Here is a 26,003-nt window from a genome sequence, read left to right on the forward strand (position 1 = left end):
TCCTCGAATGATTAGCGCAAACCAAGCCCGCGGGCGATGATGCCGCGCAGCACCTCGGTGGTGCCGCCCTGGATGGTGAGTTTCGGCGCGGTTTTGATGGCGAAGTCGAGCTGCCGCTCCAGCGTCTCGCGGTTGGTCGCGGTCTCCTCGACGAAGGCGGCGAGATCGCGCACGCGGTGCGGCAGCTGCTGTTCCCACACCGTGCCGATGTCCTTGACGATGGAGGCTTCGACGACCGGCTCCTTGCCGGCTTGCAGCATGCCCGCGACCGAGACCGACATGCGCCGCATGGTGTGGAGCTGCGCCACCAGCCGGCCGATGCCTTCGGCGCTGCGGGTATCCGGATTGGGACCAACGGCGCGAACCAGCTCGGTCAGCACGTAATAGGTCTCCAGGAAGCGCTCGGGGCCCGAACGCTCATAAGCGAGCTCGCTGGTCGCCTGCTTCCAGGCGCCGTCCACTTCGCCGAGCACATGATCGTCAGGCACGAAGAAATCGGTGAACACGACCTCGTTGAACTCGTACTGGCCGGTGATCTGGCCGATCGGGTTCACCTGGATGCCCGGCTGCTTCATCTTGACCAGGAACTGGGTCAGGCCGTGACGTCGGTTTTCCTTGGTCGGCTGCGACGTCCGGAAGATCGCGATCATGTAGTCGGCGATATGCGCCGACGAGGTCCAGATCTTGGTGCCATTGATGAGATAGCCGCCGTCGGTCTTGGTCGCGCGGGTCTTCGCGGCAAACAGGTCCGAGCCGGAGTTCGGTTCGCTCATGCCGATCGCGAAGCAGATCTCGCCGCGGCAGATGCGCGGCAGGATGTCCATTTTGATGTGCTCAGGCGCGTATTTGATCAGCACCGGTCCGCTCTGGCGGTCGGCGACGAAGAAGCGCCGCGTCGGCGCGTTGGCGACGCGCATCTCCTCCGTCACCACGTAACGTTCGAGGAACGAGCGCTCCTGGCCGCCATATTTTTTCGGCCATGTCATGCCGAGCCAACCCTTGGCGCCGACCCGGCGGGAGAATTCCGGCGCGTCGGTGTCTTCGCGGTTGGGCTTGTGCGGATCGAAGGTACCGGCGGCGATTTCCTCCGCGAGGAAGGCGCGTACTTCCTTGCGCAATTGCTCGCATTTCTCGGGCAGGCGGATCGGATCGAAACGGAGGGCAGCGGTCATTGTTGTCTCGTCCCTGATCAGCGCGAAGCCACGAGCGGCCACAATTCGTCGGCGCCGCGGTTGGCAATGAGCTTGCCGAGCTCGACGGCCCAGTGGCTTTCCGAACCGAAATCGTCGCGCCAGGCAAGCGCCCGCAGCGAATAGCGGTGCAGGATGTGCTCCAGGGTGAAGCCGATCGCGCCATGGACCTGGTGCGCAATGGCGCCGCCCTTTTCCGCAGCTTCCGCGCAGCGGATCTTTGCGGAGGCGGCTTCGAGATAGACCGCGTCATCGAACGACTTTGCGTTGGCGATGGCGTCGGCCGCGGAAGTCGCAGCCGCAAGCGCAGCAGCCGACTCGCCGGCGAGGCGGGCGAGATTGTGCTGCACCGCCTGGAATTTGGAGATCTTCTTCTCGAAGGCGACGCGCTCGTTGGAATAGCGCACGGAGATGTCGAGCATCGATTCCAGCGCGCCCGCGATCTGAAGGCTGCGCGCGACGCCGCCCATCAGCATCATTGTGGTCTGGTCAAAGCCGCTCGGCGCGGGCTTGATGGTGAGGGGCTGGACCTTGTCGAGCGTGACGGTGTCGCTGTGGTCATAGCCGACATTGAGTCCGGTCTCGATCCGGCCCTTGCTCGCATCCACCAGCGCGACCGCGACTCCGTCCTTGCCGTGGGCCAGCACCGCGAAGTGCTTTGCCGCCTTTGCGAAGGGCACGCCGCGGGCGCGGCCGGAGAGCGCACCATCGGCATCGCGGGTGATGCGATCCTTGGGCGACGCCGGCAGCACCGTCATCTCCCCCTCCGGGGAAGCGATCTTCGCCTGCGCCAGCAGCCAGCCGGCCAGCATGGTCTCGGCCAGGGGAACCGCGACTGCGAAACGGCCGGCCGCGTTCAGCAGCGCAAAGCCGTCGGCCAGACTCGCGCCGGAGCCGCCGAGATCGTCGGGCACCCAGGCCAGCGGCAGGCCGGCCTCGCTCAGCGCCTGCCACAGCGGCGCCTGCCACGAATCCTTCTTGTCGTTGTTGACGGTCTGCGGATCGGCGAGATCGGCGAAGATTTTCTCCGCGGTCTCGACGACGATATTGTCACTCTCCGCCACAGCGTTCCCCGTGTTTTGCCATTGGCGCATCCGGCCCCAGTGGGGCGGGCGCGCAGGTTCTTCTTGCGCCCGATGATCCAAAAAAGCCATGGCCCTGACAAGCGCTGATCGCAGGTCAACCTGCGGCGCGGGCATGGGCGATGAGCTAATTCCGCTTAGCGGAGTTTGCTCGATTTGCAGGGCGCGGCAAACTCGCTAAACAGAACGTCGATACTCAATCAAGGGGAAGGAAATCCGGATGGCAAAGGACAGTTTGTGCGCAATCGTGACGGGGTCCGCCTCCGGCCTGGGCGCTGCGACCGCGGAAATTCTCGCACGGAGCGGGGCGCGGCTCGTCATCAACTATTCCTCGAGCCAGAAGGAAGCGGAGGCGACCGCGGAGCATTGCCGCAAGGCGGGCTCACCGGAAGTTCTGGTCGCGCAGGGCGACGTCTCGAAGGATGACGATTGCCGCAAGATCGTCGCGGCAGCTGGCGGCTGGGGCCGGCTCGACGTGCTCGTCAACAATGCCGGCACCACCAAGCATGTCGTCCATGCCGATCTCGACGGATTGTCGGCGGAAGATTTCCAGCGCCTGTACGGCGTCAACACCATCGGCCCGTTCCAGATGGTGCGCGCGGCGCGCAGCCTGCTCGAGGCCGGCGCCAAAGCTTCTGGGCGGCCGTCCGCCGTGGTCAACATCTCCTCGGTCGCCGGCATCAGCGGCGTCGGATCGTCGATCGCATACGCCGCGAGCAAGGGCGCGCTCAACACCATGACGCTGTCGCTGTCGCGCGCGCTGGCGCCGCTGATCCGCGTCAACACGGTATGCCCGGGCTATATCGATACACCCTGGTTCACCAAGGGCCGCGGCGAGGCGGGCGCCAAGCAGGTGCGCGACAGCGTCGCGGCGAAGGTGCCGCTGAAGGTCGCGTCATCGGCGGAAGACATCGCGCAGCTCGTCTGTTTCCTGGCGATGCCGGCCTCCAGCAACATGACCGGCGAAGTCGTGCGCATGGATGCGGGGATGCATTTGGTGACGTGATCGCGCGGCACATTCTCTCCACGTCGTCGCCGGGCTTGACCCGGCCTCCGCTCTCTCCACGTCATGGCCGGGCTTGACCCGGCCATCCACGTGTCGCCGCGCGGATCAAAAGACGTGGATGCCCGGGTCAAGCCCGGGCATGACGATGAGGTGGCGGTGTGCCGCTTTCGGCGTTTTGAAGCGTCACCCCTTGATCACGCCGCTCGCCACCAGCCGGTGCCAGATGAACAGCACCACCACGGCGCCGATGGTGGCCATGATGAATCCTGCACCCTGGTCGGGACCGTAATGACCGATGGCCTGACCGATGAAGGTCGCGAGAAACGCGCCGGCGATGCCGAGGATGGTGGTGAGGATGAAGCCGCTCGGATTGTTCGGTCCCGGCGCCAGCCAACGCGCGATGAGGCCGGCGATGAAGCCGACGACGATGATCCACAACAAGCCACCCATGCTCATGTCCGTGCTCCCCTCGTTTGACTAAACCAATCAGACTCTGCCCGCGATCTCTTGCTCGGTCGGCAGCCGTCCGTCCGGCGTCAGATGGTCGACCACCTGCGGCAGATACTGGCTGAGGCCCGAGAGCAGCTCGTCACGCGACAGGCCGCTTTGGGCGGACAGGCTCTCGATCTGGTCGGCGCCGAGCGCATTGGCGAGATCGCCTGGAGCGATCGCCTTGTTCTCGCCCTTGCCGACCCAGGTATTGGCAGTATCGCCATGACCGCTGTGCTGAAGCTGGTTGAGGAGATCGCCGAGCCCGCCGCTGAGCACGCTGCCGGCCGCGCCGCCCGCGAGCAGGCCGCCAAGGCCGCCCTTCAACAGGTCGCCGAGGCCACCACCAGCGCCTGCATTCACCGGCGGGGGGAGATGCGTCGGCGTCGGTGCCGGGGACGGCTGCGGCGCGCTGCCGCTCTGGTTGCCGCTCATATGCTTGAATGCCTTCCAGGCGAGCAGGCCAAGCAGCGCCATGGTCATGGGCGACATGCCGCCACTGGATGAGGATTGTGAACTCGGCGTGCTTGGCCCGCGCGGGCCGTTCTGCATGCCGTTGAGGACGTCGAGCAAACCCATGGCGTTCTCCCTTGGCGCTTTGTTGCCGGTAACAAGCCCCGTTCGAAAACATATGAGGCCGTCATGACGGTTACAAGGCGATTGCGCCGCAACTCCGGGAATGGGCAGCAGACACAGCCTCTGCTATCGAGGGCGGATCGTTGAGGGGGCAAGCCAAGATGATGACGGATCGACCGATCGTGGTGGCCGGCGCGGGCGCCATCGGATGTTTTGTCGGCGGCACCCTGGCGGCTGCCGGTCGCCGCGTCGCGTTCCTGGTGCGACCGCGGGTGAAGGCCGAGATCGAGCGGTTCGGTCTGCTTCTGACCGATTTCGACGGCTCCGAGAAGAAGCTCGATCCGGGCCAACTCGCGCTATCGGAAGATCCCGCGATCTTGCACAGCGCCGGCATCGTGCTGGTCACGGTGAAGAGCGCCGACACGGCAGCTGTCGCCAAGCAGATCGCGCAGCATGCGCCGCAGGACGCTGTCATCGTCTCGCTGCAAAACCGCGTCGGCAACGTCGCGGTGCTGCGCGATCGCCTCGGCGATCGCCGCGTGCTCGCCGGCATGGTGCCTTTCAACGTGGTCGGGATGGGCGAGGGCCGCTTCCACCGCTCGACCTCTGGCGACATTCATGTTGGCCAAGATGACACGAACGCGGCCGCAGCTCTGTCGGTGCCGGGGCTCACGATGCGCGCGAGCCGCGACATCACCGGCGTGCAATGGGGCAAGCTGATCATCAATTTGAACAACGCGCTCAGCGCCTTGTCCGACATGCCCCTCGCTGCGCAATTGGGGAACCGCGAATGGCGAAGGTTGTTCGCCGATCAGATGGCGGAGGGGCTGGCTGCAATGAGGGCCGCCGGCATCACACCGGTCTCGGCGACGCCGATCCCGTCGTCCTGGACGCCCGCCTTGCTGAGACTGCCTGATCCGATTTTCGACCTGATCCTGGGAAGGACCATGAAGATCGATCCCGAGGCGCGTTCCTCGATGTGGCAGGATTTGAAGCAGGGCCGCAAGACCGAGATCGACTATCTCCAGGGCGCGATCATCGCCCTCGCCGAACAGAACAGTGTCGACGTGCCGCTGTCGCGCCGCATTGTTGCGCTGATCAACGAGGCTGAGGCCGCGGGCAAGGGTCCGCCGCGGCTGACGCCGCAGCAGGTTCGCGGCGCTGCATGAGTTCACGCCGGCTGACGGGAGACGTGCGATGAAACGTTGTTTGACGATCGGGGTCGTGCTCGCCGCCTTATGTGCAGCTTCCACGTTTGCTCAGGCAAGGCCGCCGACCGTCACGAATTCGCCCGGCTATGACGCGCGCCTGAAGGAGAGTCGTTCGCAGTTGGGTAGTTCACCGACAACAACGGCGCCGGTGAATGCGCCGGTTGCTCAACCGAAGCGCAGCAAGAAGAAGCACACGAACTGAGGCTAGGAGACGGATCCCCGCCCAGTTCGTCATTGCGAGCGTAGCGAAGCAATCCAGACTGCCTCCGCGGAGAGATGCTGGATTGCTTCGCTGCGCTCGCAATGACGGCGACGCAGCTCAGCCCTTCTTCGCGGGCTTGCTCGGCGTCGGGCTGAACAGCTTCTTGATGTCGTTCAATCCATCCGACAGCCGCGGCCATTCGCAGGAGAACGAGCCCTTGGTGCAGGGTGTGCCCTTCGGCCGCGGCCGCGCGTCGCCGATGGCGGCCTGCTGGACTTTCGGCCGCTCGACCGGCACGGGCACGCGCTCGACCTCGGTTCGCAACGCGACCCGCTGGAGCTGCTGCACCTGTTGTTCCTGCTGCTCGCGCTGCTGGCGCGCGGTGGCCTGCGCGGCTTCATTGCTGCGGCGCTGATTGGCGAGATAGGCGGTGTAGGATTCGTCGATCTTCTTCTGCTCCTCCGGCGTCGGATTGGGCCCGGCGATGTCGAAGCTGCGGTCCTGGAGGAAATCGTAATAGGAATAGCCGCCGCCCGCCTTGCGCCGGCCGGCGAATTTGGCGTTGCAGTCGGCAAGCGCAGCCGTCTTCTCGGATTTGGTCGTAGCTTTCTCGGCGGCGTCGGCGCAGGCCTCGAAGTCAACAGGCGCGCGCTTCCACCATTGTGCCTGGGCATGCGACGGCGCCAGCAGGAAAAATCCTGCTGCAGCAACGACAAGCGCCGCACGACGCGATGCAACTACGTCCGACATTCTACGAGAGCATTCCTTGCAAAACTCAACCCGAACTGAGTCGGGCTGATTTTTGCCCCTTTATGGCCTGCTTGTCACCCATGGAACCCGGGAATTTCATGGCTGTGATGCTGACATTTTTTGCTTGACGTGGCGCAGGAGTCACAGCGTCACTTCATCCTGCGCTCGCCTCATCGGCGACGCCAAGAATACGAAGTGGAAACGCCTCATGCTGCTGCCCCTGTCCGATGTGCCGCGCTGGTACGCCGAACGCAAACCGCAAGGCACGATCGCCGTCCGTCACGGGCAGGATACGCTGACATGGGACGCGCTCGAACGCGGCGCCAACCGGCGCGCGCGGGCGTTCATGGCCAAGGGTGTCAAGCCCGGCGACTTTGTCGCGATCGGTTTGCCCAACTGCAATGCGTTTTTCGAGACCTCGTTTGCAGTGTGGAAATGCGGAGCGACGCCGACCTCGTTGTCATGGCGGCTGCCGCGCGGCGAAGCCGCCGCGGTGCTCGACATCCTGAAGCCGGCGCTGGTGGTCGGCGGCGAAGCCGACTGGAACGCGCCGAACCGTCTGCCCGCGGATTTCGTGCCGGAAGGGTTTTCGGACGAGCCGCTCACCGCACCGGTGGCGCGCTATTGGAAAGCCATGACCAGCGGCGGATCGACCGGCCGCCCGAAGGTGATCCTCGATCACCAGCCGGCGGTGATCGACACGGTCGCCGCGCCGCCGCTCAACATCCCCTTCGGGGTCTCGTTGCTCAATCCCGGTCCGCTCTATCACAATGCGCCGTTCATCGTGTCGCACTACGCGCTGTTCACCGGCGGCCAGCTCACCGGCCTCGTCAAGTTCGACGCCGAGGAGGCGCTGCGGCAAATTGCGCGCGAGCGCGTGCAATGGGTCAATTTCGTGCCGACCATGATGCACCGGATCTGGGCGCTCCCGGAGCACGTGCGCAACGCCTACGATGTGTCGAGCCTGCAAACCGTCTTCCACATGGCCGCTCCGATGCCACCCTGGCTGAAGGAGAACTGGATCGCCTGGCTCGGGCCTGAGCGGATCTGGGAGCTCTATGGCGGCACCGAGCGACAGGGCTCCTGCATCATCTCCGGCAAGGAATGGCTGACGCACCAGGGCTCGGTCGGCAAGATCGGCGAGACGGCGCGCTTGCGCATCATCGGCGAGGACGGCAACGACGTTGCGCCGGGTGAGACCGGCGAGATTTACTTCCTCAACAATGACGGCAATGACGCCACCTATCACTATCTCGGCGCCGAGCCGAAGCGCCGCGCCGACGGCTGGGAATCGCTGGGCGATATCGGCAGGCTGGATGCGGAAGGCTACCTTTATCTCGGTGACCGCCTCGCCGACATGGTGCTGCGCGGCGGCGCCAACATCTATCCCGCCGAGGTCGAAGCTGCCGTCTCCGCCTGTCCGGGCGTGCGCTCCTGCGTGGTGGTGGGATTGCCCGATCCGGAATTGGGCCAGCGCGTGCACGCCATCATCGAGCCGGAGAGCGATGCGGACGGCCAAGCCATCGCCGACGGAATGGCGGATTTCCTCAAAGACAGGCTCAGCCGCTACAAGCACCCGGAGAGCTTCGAGATCGTCACCGTCCCACCACGCGACGATTCCGGTAAAGTTCGCCGCACGCTGTTGCGCGACGAGCGCGCGGCGTGGATGAAGGAGGGGCGCGCGTTCCGGATTTGGCCGGCGAAGGCGCGGGCGGACGCCGATTAAGAGAATTCATGGGAAGGACCGAGATTATGACCATCACCATCGCCGCGAACGCTGTGCCGAAGCCGCCGGCCGCGATCATCGAGGGCTTTCGCGGTGCGCCGACCCCGGTCATTTCGGACAATCTCGGCCGGCTGCCGGGCGCCGTGGGGCTCAAACCCTATCATCGCGGTGCCAAGCTGGTGGGCACGGCCTTCACGGTCCGCACCCGTCCCGGTGACAATCTCGCCATCCACCGCGCGCTCGAGCTGGTGGGCCCCGGCGACGTCATCGTGGTCGATGGCGGCGGCGACGAGACCCGCGCGCTGGTCGGTGAGATCATGAAGAACATCGCGCAATGGCGCAAAGCCGAAGGCTACGTCATCGACGGCGCGATCCGCGACGTCGCGGCGTTCGCTGCCGATGACTTTCCCTGCTATGCCCGCGCGGTGATCCACCGCGGCCCTTACAAGAACGGCCCCGGCGAGATCAACGTGCCTGTTTCGATCGGCGGCAGCGTGATCTCGCCCGGCGACATCGTCGTCGGAGACGAGGACGGCGTGGTGTCGTTTGCCGCCGCCGGTGCCGCGGCGCTGCTCGACGCCGTGCGAGCCCAGGTCGCGCGCGAGGAGGAGACGCTGAAGGCGATCCGCGAGGGCCGTTATCAAGGCTCGTATGGCAAATCCTGATCAGCGAGAATGAAGAGGAGGGCGGCGTGAGCCAGCAGGACGAATTCCACAATCTCGACGATAACGGCGACGGGTTGTTTCGCGAGCTCGCGGCAGGGGTGACCACGCGCATCTTCTCCGGCGAGCAGGCGATGCTGTCGGTGGTGACGCTGGCGCCGCATGCGCAAGGCACGCTGCACCATCATCCCGAGGAGCAGTGGGGCGTGCTGCTCGACGGCTCCGCCATCCGCGTCCAGGGTGATGAGGAGATTGCCGTGAAGAAAGGCGACTTCTGGCGCACGCCGGGTAATGTGCCGCACACCATGCGCGCCGGCCCCGACGGCGCCCGCGTGCTGGACATCTTCAGTCCGCCGCGGCCAGAATACAGAAAAGCGGGATCCGGTTTCGGGACCACTTAAAGCGCCAAAGAGCAAAAGCCGGGCGCGAGAAAACAGGGGAGGGATACCATGACGATCACACGACGGACGCTGCTGGCAGCGCCGGCTATTCTCGCGATGACGCCGGCGTTGGCGCAGGCTTCAAAAATCACACTGGTGGTGCCGTTTCCGCCGGGCGGATCCACCGATGCGATGGCGCGGCTGCTCCAGAGCCATCTGCAAACCAAGCTCAACCGCATCGTCATTGTCGAGAACAAGTCGGGCGCGGCAGGCGCGCTCGGCGCGGCGCAGGTCGCCAAGAGCCCGCCTGACGGCTCGACGTTCCTGGTCACCTTCGATTCCCATGCGGTGATCCCCTCCATCCTCGACAAGCCGCCCGTCGATGTCGAGCGCGAGCTAATGCCGGTGTTGCTGGTCGGCACCGCGCCTTACGTGATCGCTGCCGGTGCAGGCCGCCCCTACAAGAGCTTTGCCGACGTGGTGGCGGCCTGCAAGGCGACGCCCGGCGCGGTGAAATATGCCTCCGTCGGCATCGGCACGCTCGGCCATCTCGCCATGACCGTGCTCGGCAACAAGGCCGGCGTCGAGATCATGCACGTGCCCTATCGCGGCGGAGGCCCCGCAATGAACGACGTGCTCGGCGGCCATGTCGACCTGATCGCGGGATCTGCGGCGCTGGTCGCAGCCCAGCTCGGCACCAACATGCTGCGTCCGATCCTGCAGCTCGGCCGCGAGCGGCTGCCGGGCCTGCCGGATACGCCGACCGCGATCGAGGCGGGCTTTCCGGATTTCGAGACGCTGGCCTGGTGGGGCATCTTCGCGCCCACCGGCACGCCGCCGGACATCGTCGCAGGCCTCGCGACGGCGTCCAAGGAGATCCTGAGCGAGCCCGCGACCGCCGCCCAGCTCAAGGAAACGCAGCAGATGACGCTGCTGCTCGAGGACGCTCCCGCCTTCAAGACCTTCTTCGACAAGCAGGTCGCCATTTGGGGCAAGGTGGTCAAGGACAACAATATCCGGGCATGAGATGACCGGCAGCCCTCCGCATTGAGCAACGCGGAGGGCTTCCGATCCCCCTTCCGCTTTGATATGAAGCCCCGGTAACCCGCTCTGCGGGTTCCGCGGTCCCGTAGCTCAGCCGGATAGAGCGACGGTTTCCTAAACCGTAGGTCGGAAGTTCGAGTCTTCCCGGGATCGCCAGTTTTTCAGTGAGCAATCGTCGCGTTTGATACGCTCGTCGGCGCAAAAATTGCTAGAAGCGCGAAGCTTCCTCCTGGCCCGGGCTGACTGCCGCCCCGCCTCGCTGCCATATCCGGAGACGACAATGCCTTTCGATTTGATCCTGCGCGGCGGCCGTGTGGTCGACCCGTCCCAGAAGCTCGACGCCGTGACCGATGTCGCCTTTTCCGGCGGCAAGGTCGCGGCGATCGGCAGTGGGCTCAAGGCGGATCCGGGCACCGAGGTGCGCGACGTCTCTCGCTACATCGTGACGCCGGGACTGATCGATCTCCACACCCATGTCTATTGGGGCGGCACGTCGCTCGGCATCGACGCCGAGGAGTTCTGCCGTCTTTCCGGCGTCACCACCGCGGTCGATACCGGCAGTGCGGGGCCGGGCAATTTCGCGGGCTTCCGCAAGCATGTGATCGAGCCGAGCCAGGTTCGTATCCTCGCTTATCTGCATGTCTCGCATGCCGGCATTTTCGGCTTCTCGCACCGGATCATGGTCGGCGAGAGCGAGGAGCTGCGGCTGATGAATCCGATCGAGGCGGCCAAGGTGGCCGACGCCAACCGCGATCTCATCGTCGGCATCAAGGTGCGCGTGGGGCTGCATTCCTCGGGCACGTCGGGCGTCGTGCCGCTCGACATCGCGCTCGAGGTCGCGAACGAGGTCGGCATGCCCCTGATGGCGCATATCGATCATCCGCCGCCGAGCTACGAGGAGGTGCTGGCGCGCCTGCGCCCCGGCGACGTGCTCACCCATGCGTTCCGTCCCTTCCCCAACACGCCTGCGACCGCGCAGGGCACGGTGAAGCGGGCGGTGCTCGACGCCCGCGAGCGCGGCGTGCTGTTCGACATCGGCCACGGCAAGGGCTCGTTCGCATTCAAGACCGCGCGTGCGATGCTCGCCAACGGCTTCTATCCCGACACCATCTCGTCCGACATTCATCAGCTCTGCATCGACGGCCCGGCCTTCGATCAGGTGACGACCCTGTCGAAATTCCTGTGCATGGGCATGCCGCTGTCCGACGTCATCGCAACCTCGACCGTCAACGCCGCGATGGCGCTGCGGCGCCCCGAGCTCGGCAGCCTCAAGCCGGGCAGCGTCGGCGACGCCACGCTGATCTCGGTGAGGGAAGGCCAGTTCGACTATGAGGACGTCGTCGGCGAGCACCTGATCGGCGACCGCAAGATCGTCTCCGAAGGCGTCGTGATCGGCGGCCGGTGGTGGCATCCGAATTGAGCGGCAGGCCGTTCACGCCGGCTTGATTACAACGACCTCGCGATCAACAGCTTCATGATCTCGTTCGTCCCGCCATAGATCTTCTGGATGCGGGAATCGATGAAGATGCGCGAGATCGGATATTCCTGCATATAGCCGTAGCCGCCGAACAGCTGCAGGCATTCGTCGGCGGTCTCGACCTGCTTCTCCGAGCACCAATATTTCGCCATCGACGCCGTGACGGTGTCGAGGTCCTTTGCGACCAGCCGCTCGATGCACCAGTCGACGAAGACGCGCGCGATCATCGCTTCGGTCTTGCGCTCGGCGAGCTTGAAGGCGGTGTTCTGGAAATCCATCAGCGGCTTGCCGAAGGCCTTGCGCTCCTTGGTGTAGTCGACGGTGAGTTTTATCGCGCGCTCCATAGCCGCGACCGCGCCGACCGCGAGCGCGAGGCGCTCCTGCGGCAATTGCTGCATCAGCTGCACGAAGCCCTGGCCTTCCTCGCCGCCGAGCAAATTGTCCGGCGGCACCGCGACGTTGTCGAAGAACAGCTCAGACGTGTCGGAGGCATGCAGGCCGATCTTGTCGAGGTTGCGCCCGCGCTTGTATCCATCCGCGCCTGAGGTTTCGACCACGATCAGCGAAATGCCCTTGGCGCCGACATCGCCGGTGCGCGCAACCACGATGACGAGGTCGGCAGCCTGGCCGTTGGTGATGAAGGTCTTCTGTCCGTTGATGACGTAGGAATTGCCCTGCTTCCTGGCGGTGGTCTTGACGGCCTGCAAATCCGAGCCGGTGCCGGGCTCGGTCATGGCGATGGCGCCGACCATCTCGCCTGAAGCCATCTTCGGCAGCCAGCGCTTCTTCTGCTCCTCCGAGCCGTAATTGAGGATGTAGTGCGCGACGATGGCGCTGTGCACGGAGACGCCGGTCGTCAGCTCCGGCACCGTGCTTTCGAGGTCGTCGAGCACGGCGGCATCATAGGCGAAGGTGGCGCCCAGGCCGCCATATTCCTCCGGCACGCTTGCCAGCAGCGCGCCCATCTCGCCGAGCCCGCGCCAGGCAAAGCGGTCGACCATCTTCTGCTCGCGCCATTTTTCGGCATGCGGGGCCAGATCCTTGGCAAGATACTTCCGGAACTGGTCGCGGAAGATTTCGAGCTCTTCGGTCATCCAGGAGGAGCGGTAGGACATGGTCACCTCGGTCAATGCGGCTTGCCGGCCTGGTTAGGCCAGCCTTTGGCGGCAATTATTGTGTTTTCAGGCTGTGCCGGTGACGCTACCAAGGCGGCCGGAGCAGCGTCTATCGGGATGGTTGATTGTGGCTGTCAAAATCCAAACCGTCAAAACCAAAGAGCTCAAGCTCGACATCGCGCGCATCGGCACGGTCTCCGCGATCCTGACGCAGCCGGACAAGGCGCGCGCCTGCTACGTCCTGGCGCATGGTGCCGGTGCAGGGATGCGGCATGCATCGATGGACAAGATTGCGGAGGGGCTCGCTGCTCGCGACATCGCGACCTTCCGCTTCAATTTTCCTTACATGGAAAACAAGCAGGGCCGTCCCGACCAGCCTGCGGTCGCCCACGCCACGATCCGCGTGGCAGTCGAGGAAGCCGCGCGGCTCTGCCCGGGTGTGATGCTCGTTGCGGGTGGAAAATCCTTCGGCGGGCGCATGACCTCGCAGGCGCAGTCCAAGGCTCCGCTGCCTGATGTCAAAGGGCTCGCCTTCCTCGGTTTTCCCCTGCACGCCGACAAGAAGCCGTCGACGGAGCGCGCCGAGCATCTCGCCCATGTCGAGATCCCGATGCTGTTCCTGCAAGGCACCCGCGACGGGCTCGCCGATCTCGGCCTCCTCAAGCCGGTCATCGCCGCTCTTGCCCCGAAGGCGACGCTGCATGAGATCGAAGGCGGCGATCACTCCTTCGCGGTGCTGAAAAAGTCCGGCCGCACCAATGAAGAGGCGCTGACAGAGGTGCTTGATACGCTCGCGGCCTGGATCGACAGCCTCGCCTGAAATCTCACGCCGAATATAGCCCCTTGTCGCGCGCCTTCTGGATCGCGAGCGCGGCGATCAAGTCGAGCGTCGGCGTCGACAGGCCGGCGGTGCGCGCGAAGGCTTGGGGCGCCTTTACCAGGACGTCGATCTCCATGGCGCGGCCGAGCTCGTAATCCTGCAGCAGCGACGGCTTGTGGTTGGGGGCGGGGCCGCTGCGTGATACGCGCTTGACCTCGGGGATAAAATGCTGAGCGATCTCGTTGGCCTCGTTCAGCATCCGCGGAATGACATCCGCAAAGGCGGGGTCATCGCGCACGCCGCGCGCGGTCTGGCCGGTGAGCAGGCACAGCACCGACAGTGACATGTTGGTCAGCAGCTTTGACCAGATCGCCTCGCGGATCTCGGCGACCGGCGGCGATTCCAGCCGTGCGTCGCTGAAGACACCGCGGAGCGTCGTGATGCGCTCGCAATTGCGGTCGTCACATTCGCCGATCAGCAGGCGGTTGCGGTCCGGCGTCAGGTTCTGCACCACGCCGGGCGCGATCACCTCGTTGGAGGAGAAGACTACGCCGCCGACGATCCGCTCTTTCGGAATGCAGGCGCGCAGGCGTCCGCCCGGGTCGAGGAAGGAAATGTCCGGCGGGGTCGGGTGCCGCGGCGGCAGGCCGATCCGGTACCACCAGGGAATGCCGTTCTGCGCGAACACGATCGCGGTGTTGTCCTGCAGCAGCGGCTTGAGACTGGAGACCAGCCCGGTCAACGCGGTCGCCTTCAAGGTGCTGATCACGACGTCCTGCGGGCCGAGCTGGGCCGGATCGCCGGAGGCGTTCACCTTGGCGGAGACCTCGGAATCGCCGACGCGCAGCTTGAGGCCGTTGGCCCGGACCGCCTCCAGGTGCGCGCCCCGCATCACGCACGAGACCTCGTGGCCGGCGCGGGCCAACCGAACTGCAAGATGGCTGCCGACGGCGCCCGCGCCGAAAATGCAGATGCGCATGTGATGTCCGTCCCTGATCCCTTGATGCCGCCCCGCGGCAGCATGACACAAGCCGCCATGCGATGGACGCGGCTGCCCTACGCTCGAAAGATATGGATCAGGGCGCGGAGCCTCGGTCATAGTGCGCGCCAAACAAACGAGCGGAGGAACACCGATGACCGACAGCCCCGTCCTGTGGACCCTGGATGCGCGTGGGGTTGCGACCGTCACGTTGAACCGGCCGGAGGTTAACAATGCCTATGACGGCGCGTTGATCGCAGGCGTGCTCGCGGCCATGGACGATCTCGGCAGCAAGCCCAACCTTCGCGTCGTTGTGCTCAAGGGCAATGGCAAGCATTTCCAGGCTGGCGCCGACCTCAAATGGATCAACGGCGTGCGGCCGCAATCGAGCGAGGCGAACGAGGCCGCGTCGCGGGCGACGTTCGAGGCCGTGCAGCGGCTCAATACGCTGGCTATCCCGACGGTCGCGCTGGTGCAGGGCGGCTGCTTTGGCGGCGGCACCGGCGTGATCGCGGCCTGCGACGTCGTGATCGCGGCCGACAACGCGCTGTTCTCGATCACCGAAGTGCGCTGGGGCCTGACCGCGGCCATCATCATCCCGCAGCTCTGCGATGCCATTGGTGTACGGCAAGTCCGCCGCTACGCGCTGACAGGTGAACGTTTCGGCGCCGAGGACGCCCGTCGTATCGGCCTCGTCCACGAGGTGGTGCCGCTCGCCGATCTCGACGCCGCCGGCGCCAAGGTGGTCGAGCAGTTGCTTGCCAACGGATCGGAGGCGATGGCCGAGACCAAGCGGCTCGCGCTGGAAAGTTCGTTCGGCGGCATGGCGGTGGACGATGCGGCTTACAAGCGGCTCGTGCATCTGCATTCGCTGAAGCGACAGAGCGCGGAAGCCGCCGAGGGGCTGGCGTCGTTCGCGGAAAAGCGCGCCGCGAATTGGGCAGGTGCTAAAAGCTGAACGCGAGTAGCCCGGATTACGCTTCGCTCCATCCGGGCTACGGGCTTTTACAGCGACGTCGCGAGTGACCTTTTCAGCAAAGTGAGCAGCGCCTGTACCGCGGCGGCATTGCGCCGCCGTTCAGGGATCGCAGCCTTCACCCACAATTCCGGAATCGGAAACTCGCGCAGCACCGGCTTGAGCGCGCCGTCGCGCAAGGCGCCCGCGACGAGATAGTCCGATATCAACACAATGCCGTTGCCGGCGATGGCGCTGCGCGCCAGCACTTGGCCCTCGTTGCAGGACAGCAGCGGACTGACCTGGACGCTGATGCGGCCGCGCGGCCCGTCAAAGATCCATTCGGGGCCGGTCGGTAGAAAGCTGAGGCAGCGATGATCGACCAGATCACGCGGATGTTTTGGCGTGCCGTGTTTCTTCAAATAGGCAGGCGAGGCGCAGAGCAGCCGCTTCAGCGGGCACAAGGGTTCGTCGACGACACCGCCAAAGGAATGCGGGAAGGCGCCGATGGCGATGTCAAAGCCTTCGGTGACGGGATCGACCGGACGGTCGAACAGCACGATCTCGAGCTTGAGCCGCGGGTTCTGGGTCTGGAAGGCGGTGAAGACGTCCGCAAGCCGCGCGACCGTCAGCGAGGTCGGGGCCTTGATGCGCAGATGATCGACGAGATCGTGGCCCTTCTCGCCCATGCGCGACAGCAGATCGGCGGCGTCGGTGACGACGCCGCGGGCGCGATGCACGTAGCGCTGGCCGGCCTCGGTCAGCCGCAATTGCCGGGTCGAGCGATGAAACAGTGGCGTGCCGATCCGCGCCTCCAGCTGCGTGACGCGCTTGGCGACCACCGACGTCGAGACGCCGAGTTTTCGCGCGGCCGCGGAGAAGCCGGTGGCGTCGGCGGTCGCGAGGAACGCCTGAAGGTTTACCAGGATGTCCATCTTCGGCCTTTCGCGATTCGAGAAAGGTGATCGCCTATTTTGGCGGATTGTAGCTCGATCCGGGTTAATTCATAGTCCGGCCCAAGCAAAGGATTTCAGGGACAGGACGCGCCATGCAGGCCATGACGATCGAAGAACCGGCGCGCCAGGTGCCGCTTTACGGCGAATATGAAGTCGTCGTCCTCGGCGGCGGTCCGGCCGGCATCGTGGCGGCGGCCTCAAGCGCACGCGCGGGACGGAAGACGCTGCTGATCGAGCGGTACGGCTTCCTTGGCGGCATGGGCACCGCCGCAGGCGTCACCAATTTCTGCGGCCTGCACGGCAATGTCCACGGCGAGGCCCACCGGCTGGTGCAGGGCATGGCGTCGGAGTTGCTGGCGCGGATCGATCGCTTGAACGGCCTCAACGCGCCGCATCTGATTCTCGGCAAGGTCTTCGCCCAGGCCTACGACACCGCCGCCTACAAGATCGCGGCCGACCAACTGCTCGCCAGTCACAAGGTGCACATCCTTTTCCACGCGCTTGGTGCCGGTGTGGTGATGGGCGCTAACAGCCGCATCGATGCGCTGATGGTCGAGACCAAGGCCGGCCGGCAGGCGGTGCGATCGGAGATCTTCATCGATTGCTCCGGCGACGGCGATCTCGCGGTTTGGGCCGGCGCGCCGTTCGAATTCGGCGACGAGCACGGTCATCCGATGTATCCCTCGATGATGCTCCGTCTCAACAACATCGACCCGGAGAGGGCAGGCGAAGCCTGGCGGACCATTCCGCAATTGATGGAGCAGGCCACCGCCGCCGGCACCCACACATTCCCGCGCAAGAGCGCGATCGTGCGGCCGCAGAAGTCCGGCATCGAATGGCGGGTGAATTTTACGCAAGTGGCGCGCGAGGACGGCCATGCCATCAACGGCATCGAGCCTGATGATCTCACCCGCGGCGAGATCGAGGGCCGCAAGCAGGCGCTGGCTGCGTTCGAATTCCTGCGCACCGTGCCGGGCTTTGAAAAATCCTACATCGTCGACCTGCCGCCGCAGCTCGGCATCCGCGAAACCCGCCGCATCACGGGCGGCTATCAGCTCAGCGGCGAGGACGTGCTCGGCTGCGCTTCGTTCGAGGATTCCATCGGGGTCAATGGCTGGCCGATCGAGGCCCATGTCCCCGGCGACGTCGTCTTCACCTTCCCGCCGATCCCGGAATCGCGCGGCTATAACGAGCTGCCTTACCGCATGCTGGTGCCCGAAGGCGTCGATAATCTGCTGGTCGCCGGCCGCTGCGCCTCGATGACCCATGAGGGCCAATCGGCGGCCCGGGTCTCCGGTGCCTGTTTCGTGATGGGGGAGGCGGCCGGTTCCGCGGCAGCGCTGGCGCTCTCCGGAAACCGGATCCCGCGTGACATCCCCGTTGAAAAGCTGCAGGAAACGTTGAAACAACAGGGCGCCTTTATCGGACGGGACCAGCCCGTGCCTGAAGGCCTGTAACCGACTGCAAGATATCGACGGCGGAGGAAACGAAATGATCGGGATTGTGCGGCTCGCGCTAGCTGGCCTGATGGCGATCACAGCAATGGGCACGGCCCGAGCCGAGGACGCGCTGAAGGCCAGGATCGGCGTGCTCAGGCTATCCTCCTCCGCGCCGGTGTTCATCGCGCAGGACAAGGGCTATTTCCGCGAGGCCGGCCTCGAGGTCGAGCTGAAATTCTTCGACGCGGCGCAGCCGATCGCGGTGGCGACGACCTCGGGCGACATCGATTTCGGCGTCACCGCCTTCACCGCAGGTCTTTACAATCTCGCCGGCAAGGGCGTGCTCAAGGTGATCGGCGGCATGAGCCGCGAGAAGGCTGGTTATCCCCTGATCGGCTATTTCGCCAGCAACAACGCCTATGCGAGCGGTCTGAAGACGCCGAAGGACCTCGCGGGCAAGCGCGTGGCGATGACGCAGGTTGGCTCCTCCTTTCACTATTCGCTCGGCCTGCTTGCCGACAAATACGGTTTCAAGCTCGCCGACGTGAAGATTGTGCCGCTGCAATCGCTGTCGAATGCGGCGGCCGCGCTGAAGGGCGAGACCGTGGATGCAGCGCTGCTGCCGATCTCCACCGCGCGAAAGCTGATGGACGACGGTGGTGCGAAGTTTCTCGGCTGGGTCGGCGACGAGACACCCTGGCAATTGGGCGCGGTGTTCGCCTCGCCGAAGACGCTGACCAACAAGGTGCTGGTGACGAAGCTGCTCGGCGCCTTGGCAAAGGCCGACCGCGAATATCACGACGTCATCCTCGCCGCGATGAAGGACGGTGTCGCGCCGATCAATGACAAGACAAAGCCGCTGCTGGAGATCATCGCCAAATATACGAACCTCCCGGTCGAGCAGGTGGTCGGCAACTGCGCCTATATCGATCCCGACGGCAAGCTGGATGTGAAGAACGTCGACAACCAGATCAAATGGCTCCAGGAGCAGGGTTTTGCCGACAAGGGCTTCGACGCGAATGCGATCATCGCCAAGGAATTCGTGAAGGCGGATTGAGAGTAGAACGCAGTCCATGGACCTGATCGCCAACCACATCACCCATCGCTTCGGCGATCTCGCCGTGCTCGACAACGTCTCGTTCACCGTCAGCGCGGGCGAGGTGGTGGCGATCGTGGGGCCGTCGGGCTGCGGCAAGAGCACGTTGCTGTCGATCCTCGGCGGGCTGTTGCTGCCGACCTCCGGCGCGCCCGAGCTGCGTGGATCGCCGCCGGCGGACAGCCTCAATCCGCTCACCTTCGTGTTCCAGGACTTTGCGCTGCTGCCCTGGGCGAATGTGGAGGAGAACGTCGAATTCCCGCTGCTGCACACCCAGCTCTCGGCCGTGCAGCGCCGCGCGCTGGTCGAGGACGCCTTGCGCCGCACCGGCCTGACCGATTTTCGCAAAACCTATCCAAAGCAGCTTTCCGGCGGCATGCGCCAGCGCGTCGGCATTTCGCGCGCGCTCGCGGTCAGGCCGGCCATTCTCCTGATGGACGAGCCATTGTCGGCGTTGGATTCGCAGACCCGCGAACTGCTGATGGAGGATTTCGTCCGGCTGCTCGCCGATGGCGGCATGGGCGCCGTGTATGTCACGCATAATCTCGAAGAGGCGGCGAGGCTTGCCGACCGCATCGTGGTGCTGTCGCGGCGCCCTGGCCGTATTCGCGAGGTCGTGAGCGTGCCGATGACGCGCACTGAGCGCGGTGACATTGCAGCCCGTGAAAAGCTGCTCGCGCTTCAGAACCAGATCTGGTCGCTGATCCGCAACGAGGCGATCGATGCCGAGCGCGAGGTCCAGCATGCTTGATCGCGCTCCGGCGGGAACATCGACGAAGGATGAAGCGGTCCGGCGCGTCCGCTTTCGCGGCGCCGGCTTCGTGCCGGCGAGCAGCCGTTTCGGCGGCTGGATCGCGCTCGCGCTGGTCATTGCGATCTGGCAGGCCGCCGGCAGCACCGGCCTGGTCAATCCGCTATTCCTGCCACCGCCATCGGCGATCGCGCGGGCGATCTACCAGCTCGCGATCTCGGGTGCGCTGTGGCAGCACCTTTCCGCGTCGCTCCTGCGCATCGGTGTCGGCTGGCTGCTCGGCACGGCAGCCGGTGTCGCCGTTGGCTTTGCCATCGGCCTGTCGCGTCTGGCGCGCAGCGTCGGCATCACCTTCATCTCGGCGCTGTTCCCGATCCCGAAGATCGCGCTGCTGCCGCTGTTGATCCTCTGGCTCGGCATCGGTGAAGAGCCGAAGATCGCGACCATTGCGCTCGGGGTGTTCTTCTCGACCGCGATCTCGGTCTATAGCGGCGTCGACGCGGTGCCGCGCAACCTCATCCGCATGGCGCAGAGCTTCAACGTGCCGTTCGCCACCATCGTGCGCAAGGTGGTCTGGCCGGGCGCGCTGCCCGCGATCCTCGCCGGCTTCCGTATCACCTCGTCGGTGGCGCTGCTGCTCGTCGTCAGCGCCGAGATGATCGGCGCGCAGTACGGCATCGGCGCGTTCGTGCTGCAGGCTGGCAATTTGATGCAGACGGATCAGCTGCTCGCGGGCGTGGTGATTTTGTCGGTGTTTGGGTTGATGGTGGGGAGGGTGATCAACTGGCTGGAGACGCGGCTGTTGCACTGGCGGTGAGGTTTACTCCGTCATTGCGAGCGCAGCGAAGCAATCCAGACTGTCGCCGCGGAAAGATTCTGGATTGCTTCGCTGCGCTCGCAATGACGATGCTACCAGCAGCGTACCTCACGCATTCCCGCGATCCTCCCGGAACAAATCCAGCTTCTGCTGCACGGGGCGATCCGAGAAGCTGAACAGCACCGCATCCATATCAGCCTCGTGCGTGACCCATTGCCAGCTCGGCACCACGAACAAATCGCGCGGGCCCCATTCGAACGTCGCATCCCCGATGCGGGTACGGCCGTGGCCCTCGATCGGACAGAACACCGTCGCGTCCGTCGCGCGATAGCGCGCGGTCTTGAAGCCCTTCGGCAGCAGCTGGATGAACGTGCCGATGGTCGGCATCGCGAAGTCGCCGGTCTCGGGGTTGCTGAATTTCAGCTTCAGCCCGTGACAGGCATCCCACTCCTGGCTCGCGCGAGCCTTCTCCAGTGCCTCGCGCGTGTAGGCATAGGGATAGCTGAAGATCGGGGAAGTCTTCGAGCTCCGCTTCACGTCGACCGGCAGCAGATTGTGGCCGTAGCGTGCAAAGCTGTCGCCGGCCGGCCTTGTAATCTTCTGCTGATCCTCGTTGGAGCCTTCCGCGAAAGAGCAGTCGAAGAACTGCACCAGCGGAATGTCGAGACCGTCGAGCCAGAACATCGGCTGGTCGGTCTCGTTGGAATGATCGTGCCAGGTCATCGACGGCGTGATGATGAAGTCGCCGGGCTCCATCGCGGTGCGCTCGCCGTCCACGGCGGTGTGGGCGCCCTTGCCTTCGAGCACGAAGCGCAGTGCCGATTGGCTGTGCCGGTGCGCGGGCGCGACGTCGCCGGGCACCACCATCTGCACGCCGGCATAGAGCGACGTGGTGATTTTCGACTGTCCGCGCAGGCCGGGGTTTTCCAGAACCAGCACGCGCCGCTCGGCCTCTTTCGCCGTGATCAGCTTGCCGGCTTCGGTCATGTAGTCGCGGATGATGTCGAACTTCCACAGATGCGGCCGGCAGGCGCTCTTCGGCTCCGGCGTGATCAAATCGCTCATGACCGTCCAGAGCGCGGTGAGATTCTCGCCGTCGATCTTCTTGTAGAACGCCTCGCGTTCCGGCGTCTTGGTCACGGCTTCCATGGTGCGGCTCCCGTCGCTTTGTTGATTGACAGTATACTTACGATCTGGGTAGCGTCAACGTGCGAACAAGAACGAAACGGGAGGGTTCCGATGAAGCTGCACGGCTATTTCCGCTCCAGCGCCGCCTACCGGGTACGCATCGCGCTGAACCTCAAAGGCCGCGGTGCCGAGCACCTGCCGCATCATCTTCGCAAGGGCGAGCAATGTGCGCCAGCCTATCTCGCCATCAATCCGCAAGGCCTGGTGCCGGCGCTGGAGAACGATGCGGGCGCAGTGCTGACCCAATCGGTCGCCATCATCGAATGGCTCGACGAGACCCATCCCAACCCGCCCCTGTTGCCGAGGGATGCGTTGCAGCGCGCCAAGGTGAGGGCGTTCGCGCTGGCGATCGCCTGCGACACTCACCCCGTGCAGAACTTGAAGGTGCTGGCGCGGCTGCGCGAGCTCGGCCTTGCCGAGGAGAAGGTTCAGGACTGGGCGGCCTGGGTCAACCGCGAGGGGCTCGCGGCGTGCGAGACGCTGATCAGAAACGAGCCGGGCCCGTTCTGCTTCGGGGATGTGCCGACGCTCGCCGATCTCTGTCTTGTGCCGCAGCTCGCCAATGCGCGCCGCTTCGGCGTCGACGTCTCCGCCTATCCGCGCCTGCTTGAAGCGGAAGCTGCGGCCAAGGCCCTGCCGGCGTTCGTCAACGCCGCGCCGGAGAAGCAGCCCGATGCCGAGTAAGCCTGCCCCTCCAATCACGATAGACGCGGTCTATGCGGCGCCGGGCTATCTGTTCCGGCGCATGCAGCAGATCGCGGTCTCGATCTTCATGGAGGAGTGCAAGGCGTTCGACCTCACGCCGGTGCAATACGCGGCGCTGATCGCGATCCACACCCACCCCGGCATCGACGCGACGCGGCTGTCCGCGGTGATCGCCTTCGATCGCTCCACGCTCGGCAGCGTGATCGAGCGGCTTCAGGCCAAGGATTTCGTCGAGCGCAGGCCGGCGCCGGAAGACAAGCGGATCAAGCTGCTCTATTTGACCAAATCAGGCGCGGCGATCCTGCGCGACATCATTCCCGCCGTCGAACGCGCCCAGGCGCGGATGCTCGAGCCGCTCAAGCCAGCGGACCGCAAGGCGCTTATGGGGCTCCTGGCGCAGCTCGTCGATCTCAACAACGAGGCGTCGCGGGTGCCGCTCCGGGCGGAGGACGCGATGGAGCATCTGGGGAAGGCACCTTAATCCTGGTTGTCATCGCCCGCCTTCGCGGGCGATGGCAGCGGTGGCTCACATCCTCAGCAACGCCTGCCGGTCGATCTTCCCCGTGCCGGTCTTCGGCAGCTCGTCGATGAAGATCACCTCGCGCGGATATTTGTAAGGAAGCAGTTTGCCCTTCACGTAATCCTGCAGCCGCCGGGTCGTTTCGCTTTGATCCGCCGCGCGGGTGTTCATCACCACCACTGCCTTAAGCGTCATGCGCCGGTCCGGCAGCTCGGCGGCGAACACCGCGCATTCGCGGATGTCCGGGTGGTCGGCGAGGCAAAGCTCAACCTCGAGCGGGTAGACCCATTGGCCGGAGATCTTGATGAGATCGTCGGCGCGGCCGCGGAAGAAGTGAAAGCCATCGCCATCGCGGACGAAGCGGTCGCCGGTGTAGATCCAGCCGCCTTCGCGGATGGTCTCGGCGGATTTGTCCGGCCGGTTCCAGTACAGCGGCGTGTTGGAATCGCCGCGCACCCACAAGATGCCTTCCTCGTCGTCGGCGACATCGCGGCCGTCCTTGTCGCGCAGCGCGACCTCGTAGCCGGGCACGCGCAGGCCGGCGGCGCCGAGCTTCTTCCGCTCGGGGCGGTTGGAGAGATAGATGTGCAGCACCTCGGTCGAGCCGAGGCCTTCCACGATCTCGAGACCGGTGAGCGTCTTCCAGCCGTTGAAGACGTCGGCCGAGAGCACCTCGGCGGCCGAGAGCGCCATGCGCAGTGAGGAGAAGTCGGTCTTGTTCGCACCCTCGGCCTTGGTCAGCGATGTATAAAGCGTCGGCAGGCCGAAGAAGACCGTCGGCCTGTACTGCTCGATCGCCGAAAAGATTGCCACGGGCTTCGGCTGGCCGGGCAACAGCAGTGTCGTCGCGCCCGCCGAGAACGGGAAGGTGATCGCGTTGCCGAAGCCATAGGCGAAGAAGATTTTTGGCACCGAGAAGCAGATGTCATCCGGCGTCAGCTTCAAGACGTTCTGCGCAAAGGCGACTTCGCTATAGGCCATGTCGTGCTGGAGATGCACGATGCCCTTGGGGCGGCCGGTCGATCCGGACGAATACATCCAGAACGCCATCTCGTTGCGATGCGTGTCGGCTTCCGCGAGCTCAGTCGGAAACTGGGGGAGCCAGCCGGCGGCGGAAACGGCGTTCGGCGCGGCGTGATCGCTCGCCGGGCCATTGACGACGACCAGGGTATGCAGGGCCGTGTCCTTGCAGGCCTCGGCGTTGAAACGTGCACAGAACTCGGCGTCCGCCACCGCAACAGTCGCGCCGGAATCGGCGAGATAGAATTGCAGCAGATCCGGCGGTGTCAGCGTGTTGATCAGCAATGGCACGAAGCCGGCGCGCACCGCGCCGAAGAACGCGGCCGGGTAGGCCGGAGTGTCATCGAGGAACAACAGCACGCGATCGCCGCGCTTGAGGCCAAGCGAGGCAAAGCCGTTGCCCCAGCGCCCGGCTTCCGCGCAGAGCTCCGCGTAGGTGCGCGTGCTCGCGGGGCCGATGAGCGCGAGCTTGTCACCGTGGCCTTTGCCGACATTGTCGAACAGCACGCGGCTGGCATTGTAGACCTGCGGAACGGAAAAGCCGATCTCGCGCGCGCCCGCGCAGTCGGCGGGCACCTGGTCGTGAATCTGCCGGCTCATGCCTCGTCCCCACCGTTCTTGGCGGCTTCGTAGCGCGCCATGAAGCCCGGCGACATCGCGCGCAGGCGGGAGTCGTCGATGCGGCCGGAGCGGGTGATGTAGCTATAGGCAAAGTCCATCAGGCCCTGCTGCATGTGCTGAGCAAAGTGCTCGTACCAGAAAGCGCTGGTCCGCGCGGCATTGACGAGCTTCTGCACCACCGGCTTTCGCGCGGCCTGGTAGCGATGCAGGGCGGTCGAGAGATGGGCGTCCGATTCCAGCGCCTTGACCAGTGCAATGGCGTCCTCGATCGCGAGCCGCGTGCCGGAGCCGATCGAAAAATGCGCCGAGTGCAGGGCGTCACCGAGCAGCACCATGTTCTTGAACGACCAGTGCTCGTTCCAGACCCAGGGGAAGTTGCGCCAGACCGATTTGTTGGAAACCAGCGAGCGGCCGCCGAGCGTGTCGGCGAACACCTCCTCGCAGACACCTTTGGACTGCTCCACGTCCTTGTAGGCGAAACCGTAGGCCTGCCACGTCGCATGGTCGCATTCGACCAGGAAGGTGCTCATGGTCGGCGAGTAGCGGTAGTGATGGGCGTTGAAGGCACCGCGGTCGGTCTTGACGAAGGTCTGCGACAGCGTCTCGAAGCGCTTCGAGGTGCCGTACCAGACGAACTTGTTCGAGGAGTAGGACAGCGAGGTGCCGAAATCGCCCTCGAAGGCGCGGCGTACCAGCGAGTTCAGCCCGTCGGCAGCGACGATCAGATCGTGCCCGTTGAGCTGATCGATCGCATGAATCGGCGTGTCGAAGCGCGGGGTGACGCCGGCATTGATCGCGCGCTGCTGCAGGAATCGCAAGAGCTCGAGCCGGCCGATCGAGGAGAAGCCGACGCCGTCGATGGCCACGCTGTCGCCGCTCAGGTTCAGCGTGATGTTCTCCCAGCTCTCCATGTGCGGCGAGATCGCGTCGACCGTCTCGGGGTCGTCGGCGCGCAGGAATTCCAGGGCCTGATCAGAAAACACCACGCCAAAGCCCCAGGTCGCGTCGGCCGGGTTCTGTTCGAACAGGTCGACTTGATCCTCGGGGTGACGCTTCTTCCAGAGATAGGCGAAGTAGAGCCCACCGGGCCCCCCGCCAATCACGGCGATCCGCAACGTCTGCCTCCCTAATTGACAGTATACTTACTATCTAGGGGTAGACTAATGTGCTCCGGCCACCCGCGCCAGCGGAATTATCGGCAAGCCGCGCGGCACACCACAGCTCAC

The 26,003-nt window shown here is 65.0% G+C and carries 27 protein-coding genes and 1 tRNA gene; 17 read left to right on the forward strand and 11 right to left on the reverse strand.

Going from position 1 to position 26,003, the window contains the following annotated elements:
• Window positions 1–11: 11 nt before the first annotated feature.
• Both IVB42_RS20770 and IVB42_RS20775 read right to left on the reverse strand, forming a co-directional pair.
• Entirely contained in the window at window positions 12–1,172 is a 1,161-nt protein-coding gene (locus IVB42_RS20770; RefSeq protein WP_008133127.1) for an acyl-CoA dehydrogenase family protein, read from the reverse strand.
• A 17-nt stretch (window positions 1,173–1,189) separates the two neighbouring features.
• On the reverse strand, window positions 1,190–2,254 hold the full coding sequence (locus IVB42_RS20775; protein WP_026232431.1) for an acyl-CoA dehydrogenase family protein: 1,065 nt from the start codon (window positions 2,252–2,254) through the stop codon (window positions 1,190–1,192).
• A 238-nt stretch (window positions 2,255–2,492) separates the two neighbouring features.
• Here IVB42_RS20775 and IVB42_RS20780 point away from each other — a divergent pair, with 238 nt between their 5' ends.
• A complete protein-coding gene (locus tag IVB42_RS20780) occupies window positions 2,493–3,278 on the forward strand; it encodes an SDR family oxidoreductase (protein ID WP_018452969.1) in 786 nt (261 codons plus the stop codon).
• Between the two features lie 183 nt (window positions 3,279–3,461).
• On the opposite strand, the gene IVB42_RS20785 is transcribed toward IVB42_RS20780, so the two are convergent.
• Both IVB42_RS20785 and IVB42_RS20790 read right to left on the reverse strand, forming a co-directional pair.
• Window positions 3,462–3,734: a GlsB/YeaQ/YmgE family stress response membrane protein gene (locus IVB42_RS20785; RefSeq protein WP_083926312.1), complete on the reverse strand. Its 273-nt coding sequence runs from the start codon at window positions 3,732–3,734 to the stop codon at window positions 3,462–3,464.
• Window positions 3,735–3,764: 30 nt separating this feature from the next.
• On the reverse strand, window positions 3,765–4,346 hold the full coding sequence (locus IVB42_RS20790) for a YidB family protein (RefSeq protein WP_026232432.1): 582 nt from the start codon (window positions 4,344–4,346) through the stop codon (window positions 3,765–3,767).
• A 158-nt stretch (window positions 4,347–4,504) separates the two neighbouring features.
• Here IVB42_RS20790 and IVB42_RS20795 point away from each other — a divergent pair, with 158 nt between their 5' ends.
• Together IVB42_RS20795 and IVB42_RS20800 are read left to right on the forward strand one after the other, a co-directional pair.
• On the forward strand, window positions 4,505–5,512 hold the full coding sequence (locus IVB42_RS20795; RefSeq protein ID WP_247398812.1) for a 2-dehydropantoate 2-reductase: 1,008 nt from the start codon (window positions 4,505–4,507) through the stop codon (window positions 5,510–5,512).
• 28 nt (window positions 5,513–5,540) lie between these two features.
• Complete coding sequence (locus IVB42_RS20800) at window positions 5,541–5,756, forward strand: hypothetical protein (protein ID WP_083926313.1); 216 nt, start codon at window positions 5,541–5,543, stop codon at window positions 5,754–5,756.
• Between the two features lie 117 nt (window positions 5,757–5,873).
• On the opposite strand, the gene IVB42_RS20805 is transcribed toward IVB42_RS20800, so the two are convergent.
• The gene (locus IVB42_RS20805; RefSeq protein ID WP_018452973.1) at window positions 5,874–6,506 is read right to left on the reverse strand and encodes a hypothetical protein; all 633 of its coding nucleotides are present in this window, start codon (window positions 6,504–6,506) and stop codon (window positions 5,874–5,876) included.
• Between the two features lie 208 nt (window positions 6,507–6,714).
• Between IVB42_RS20805 and IVB42_RS20810 the strand changes: the two genes are divergently transcribed.
• The 6 genes from IVB42_RS20810 (at window position 6,715) to IVB42_RS20835 (ending at window position 11,738) form a co-directional block, all read left to right on the forward strand.
• Window positions 6,715–8,232 (forward strand): AMP-binding protein, encoded by a 1,518-nt coding sequence (locus IVB42_RS20810; RefSeq protein WP_247299205.1) that lies wholly within the window; start codon window positions 6,715–6,717, stop codon window positions 8,230–8,232.
• Window positions 8,233–8,258: 26 nt separating this feature from the next.
• Window positions 8,259–8,897: an RraA family protein gene (locus IVB42_RS20815; protein WP_204514026.1), complete on the forward strand. Its 639-nt coding sequence runs from the start codon at window positions 8,259–8,261 to the stop codon at window positions 8,895–8,897.
• A gap of 26 nt (window positions 8,898–8,923) precedes the next feature.
• Window positions 8,924–9,295, forward strand: a complete 372-nt coding sequence (locus tag IVB42_RS20820; protein WP_018452976.1) for a cupin domain-containing protein — start codon at window positions 8,924–8,926, stop codon at window positions 9,293–9,295.
• Window positions 9,296–9,343: 48 nt separating this feature from the next.
• Window positions 9,344–10,300: a tripartite tricarboxylate transporter substrate-binding protein gene (locus tag IVB42_RS20825; RefSeq protein ID WP_018452977.1), complete on the forward strand. Its 957-nt coding sequence runs from the start codon at window positions 9,344–9,346 to the stop codon at window positions 10,298–10,300.
• A 97-nt stretch (window positions 10,301–10,397) separates the two neighbouring features.
• A tRNA-Arg gene (locus IVB42_RS20830) sits at window positions 10,398–10,474 on the forward strand.
• Between the two features lie 124 nt (window positions 10,475–10,598).
• Window positions 10,599–11,738 carry an amidohydrolase/deacetylase family metallohydrolase gene (locus tag IVB42_RS20835; protein WP_018452978.1) on the forward strand — a complete coding sequence of 380 codons (1,140 nt, stop codon included), beginning with the start codon at window positions 10,599–10,601 and terminating at the stop codon, window positions 11,736–11,738.
• Between the two features lie 26 nt (window positions 11,739–11,764).
• Here the strand turns inward: IVB42_RS20835 and IVB42_RS20840 are convergent, their stop codons facing one another.
• Complete coding sequence (locus IVB42_RS20840) at window positions 11,765–12,910, reverse strand: acyl-CoA dehydrogenase family protein (RefSeq protein ID WP_018452979.1); 1,146 nt, start codon at window positions 12,908–12,910, stop codon at window positions 11,765–11,767.
• Between the two features lie 127 nt (window positions 12,911–13,037).
• Between IVB42_RS20840 and IVB42_RS20845 the strand changes: the two genes are divergently transcribed.
• Window positions 13,038–13,730: an alpha/beta family hydrolase gene (locus IVB42_RS20845; RefSeq protein WP_231189766.1), complete on the forward strand. Its 693-nt coding sequence runs from the start codon at window positions 13,038–13,040 to the stop codon at window positions 13,728–13,730.
• Window positions 13,731–13,734: 4 nt separating this feature from the next.
• On the opposite strand, the gene IVB42_RS20850 is transcribed toward IVB42_RS20845, so the two are convergent.
• A complete protein-coding gene (locus IVB42_RS20850; protein ID WP_018452981.1) occupies window positions 13,735–14,709 on the reverse strand; it encodes a ketopantoate reductase family protein in 975 nt (324 codons plus the stop codon).
• 154 nt (window positions 14,710–14,863) lie between these two features.
• On the opposite strand from IVB42_RS20850, the gene IVB42_RS20855 reads away from it, so the two are divergent.
• Window positions 14,864–15,667 carry an enoyl-CoA hydratase-related protein gene (locus IVB42_RS20855; protein ID WP_085351611.1) on the forward strand — a complete coding sequence of 268 codons (804 nt, stop codon included), beginning with the start codon at window positions 14,864–14,866 and terminating at the stop codon, window positions 15,665–15,667.
• Between the two features lie 47 nt (window positions 15,668–15,714).
• Here IVB42_RS20855 and IVB42_RS20860 read toward each other — a convergent pair whose 3' ends face one another.
• Complete coding sequence (locus IVB42_RS20860; RefSeq protein ID WP_018452983.1) at window positions 15,715–16,599, reverse strand: LysR family transcriptional regulator; 885 nt, start codon at window positions 16,597–16,599, stop codon at window positions 15,715–15,717.
• 113 nt (window positions 16,600–16,712) lie between these two features.
• On the opposite strand from IVB42_RS20860, the gene IVB42_RS20865 reads away from it, so the two are divergent.
• The 4 genes from IVB42_RS20865 to IVB42_RS20880 are packed head-to-tail and all read left to right on the forward strand — an operon-like array spanning window position 16,713 to window position 20,723.
• The gene (locus IVB42_RS20865; RefSeq protein ID WP_018452984.1) at window positions 16,713–18,077 is read left to right on the forward strand and encodes an FAD-dependent oxidoreductase; all 1,365 of its coding nucleotides are present in this window, start codon (window positions 16,713–16,715) and stop codon (window positions 18,075–18,077) included.
• A 34-nt stretch (window positions 18,078–18,111) separates the two neighbouring features.
• Window positions 18,112–19,116, forward strand: coding sequence for an ABC transporter substrate-binding protein (locus tag IVB42_RS20870; RefSeq protein ID WP_018452985.1), 1,005 nt, complete (start codon window positions 18,112–18,114; stop codon window positions 19,114–19,116).
• 16 nt (window positions 19,117–19,132) lie between these two features.
• The gene (locus tag IVB42_RS20875; protein ID WP_247299209.1) at window positions 19,133–19,906 is read left to right on the forward strand and encodes an ABC transporter ATP-binding protein; all 774 of its coding nucleotides are present in this window, start codon (window positions 19,133–19,135) and stop codon (window positions 19,904–19,906) included.
• Window positions 19,899–20,723, forward strand: coding sequence for an ABC transporter permease (locus IVB42_RS20880; protein ID WP_018452987.1), 825 nt, complete (start codon window positions 19,899–19,901; stop codon window positions 20,721–20,723). The genes IVB42_RS20875 and IVB42_RS20880 overlap by 8 nt, the downstream gene beginning before the upstream one ends.
• A gap of 108 nt (window positions 20,724–20,831) precedes the next feature.
• On the opposite strand, the gene gtdA is transcribed toward IVB42_RS20880, so the two are convergent.
• Window positions 20,832–21,872: a gentisate 1,2-dioxygenase gene (gene gtdA / locus IVB42_RS20885; protein ID WP_018452988.1), complete on the reverse strand. Its 1,041-nt coding sequence runs from the start codon at window positions 21,870–21,872 to the stop codon at window positions 20,832–20,834.
• Between the two features lie 90 nt (window positions 21,873–21,962).
• On the opposite strand from gtdA, the gene maiA reads away from it, so the two are divergent.
• Both maiA and IVB42_RS20895 read left to right on the forward strand, forming a co-directional pair.
• Window positions 21,963–22,595, forward strand: coding sequence for a maleylacetoacetate isomerase (maiA, locus tag IVB42_RS20890; RefSeq protein ID WP_018452989.1), 633 nt, complete (start codon window positions 21,963–21,965; stop codon window positions 22,593–22,595).
• On the forward strand, window positions 22,585–23,097 hold the full coding sequence (locus IVB42_RS20895; RefSeq protein ID WP_018452990.1) for a MarR family transcriptional regulator: 513 nt from the start codon (window positions 22,585–22,587) through the stop codon (window positions 23,095–23,097). Before maiA ends, IVB42_RS20895 begins: the two co-directional genes overlap by 11 nt.
• 45 nt (window positions 23,098–23,142) lie before the next feature.
• Here the strand turns inward: IVB42_RS20895 and IVB42_RS20900 are convergent, their stop codons facing one another.
• Both IVB42_RS20900 and IVB42_RS20905 read right to left on the reverse strand, forming a co-directional pair.
• On the reverse strand, window positions 23,143–24,756 hold the full coding sequence (locus IVB42_RS20900; protein ID WP_018452991.1) for a benzoate-CoA ligase family protein: 1,614 nt from the start codon (window positions 24,754–24,756) through the stop codon (window positions 23,143–23,145).
• Complete coding sequence (locus IVB42_RS20905) at window positions 24,753–25,892, reverse strand: FAD-dependent monooxygenase (protein WP_018452992.1); 1,140 nt, start codon at window positions 25,890–25,892, stop codon at window positions 24,753–24,755. Before IVB42_RS20905 ends, IVB42_RS20900 begins: the two co-directional genes overlap by 4 nt.
• Window positions 25,893–26,003 lie beyond the last annotated feature (111 nt).

The sequence above is a fragment of the Bradyrhizobium sp. 45 genome (genome assembly GCF_023073155.1).
Classification (GTDB): Bacteria; Pseudomonadota; Alphaproteobacteria; order Rhizobiales; family Xanthobacteraceae; genus Bradyrhizobium; species Bradyrhizobium canariense_D.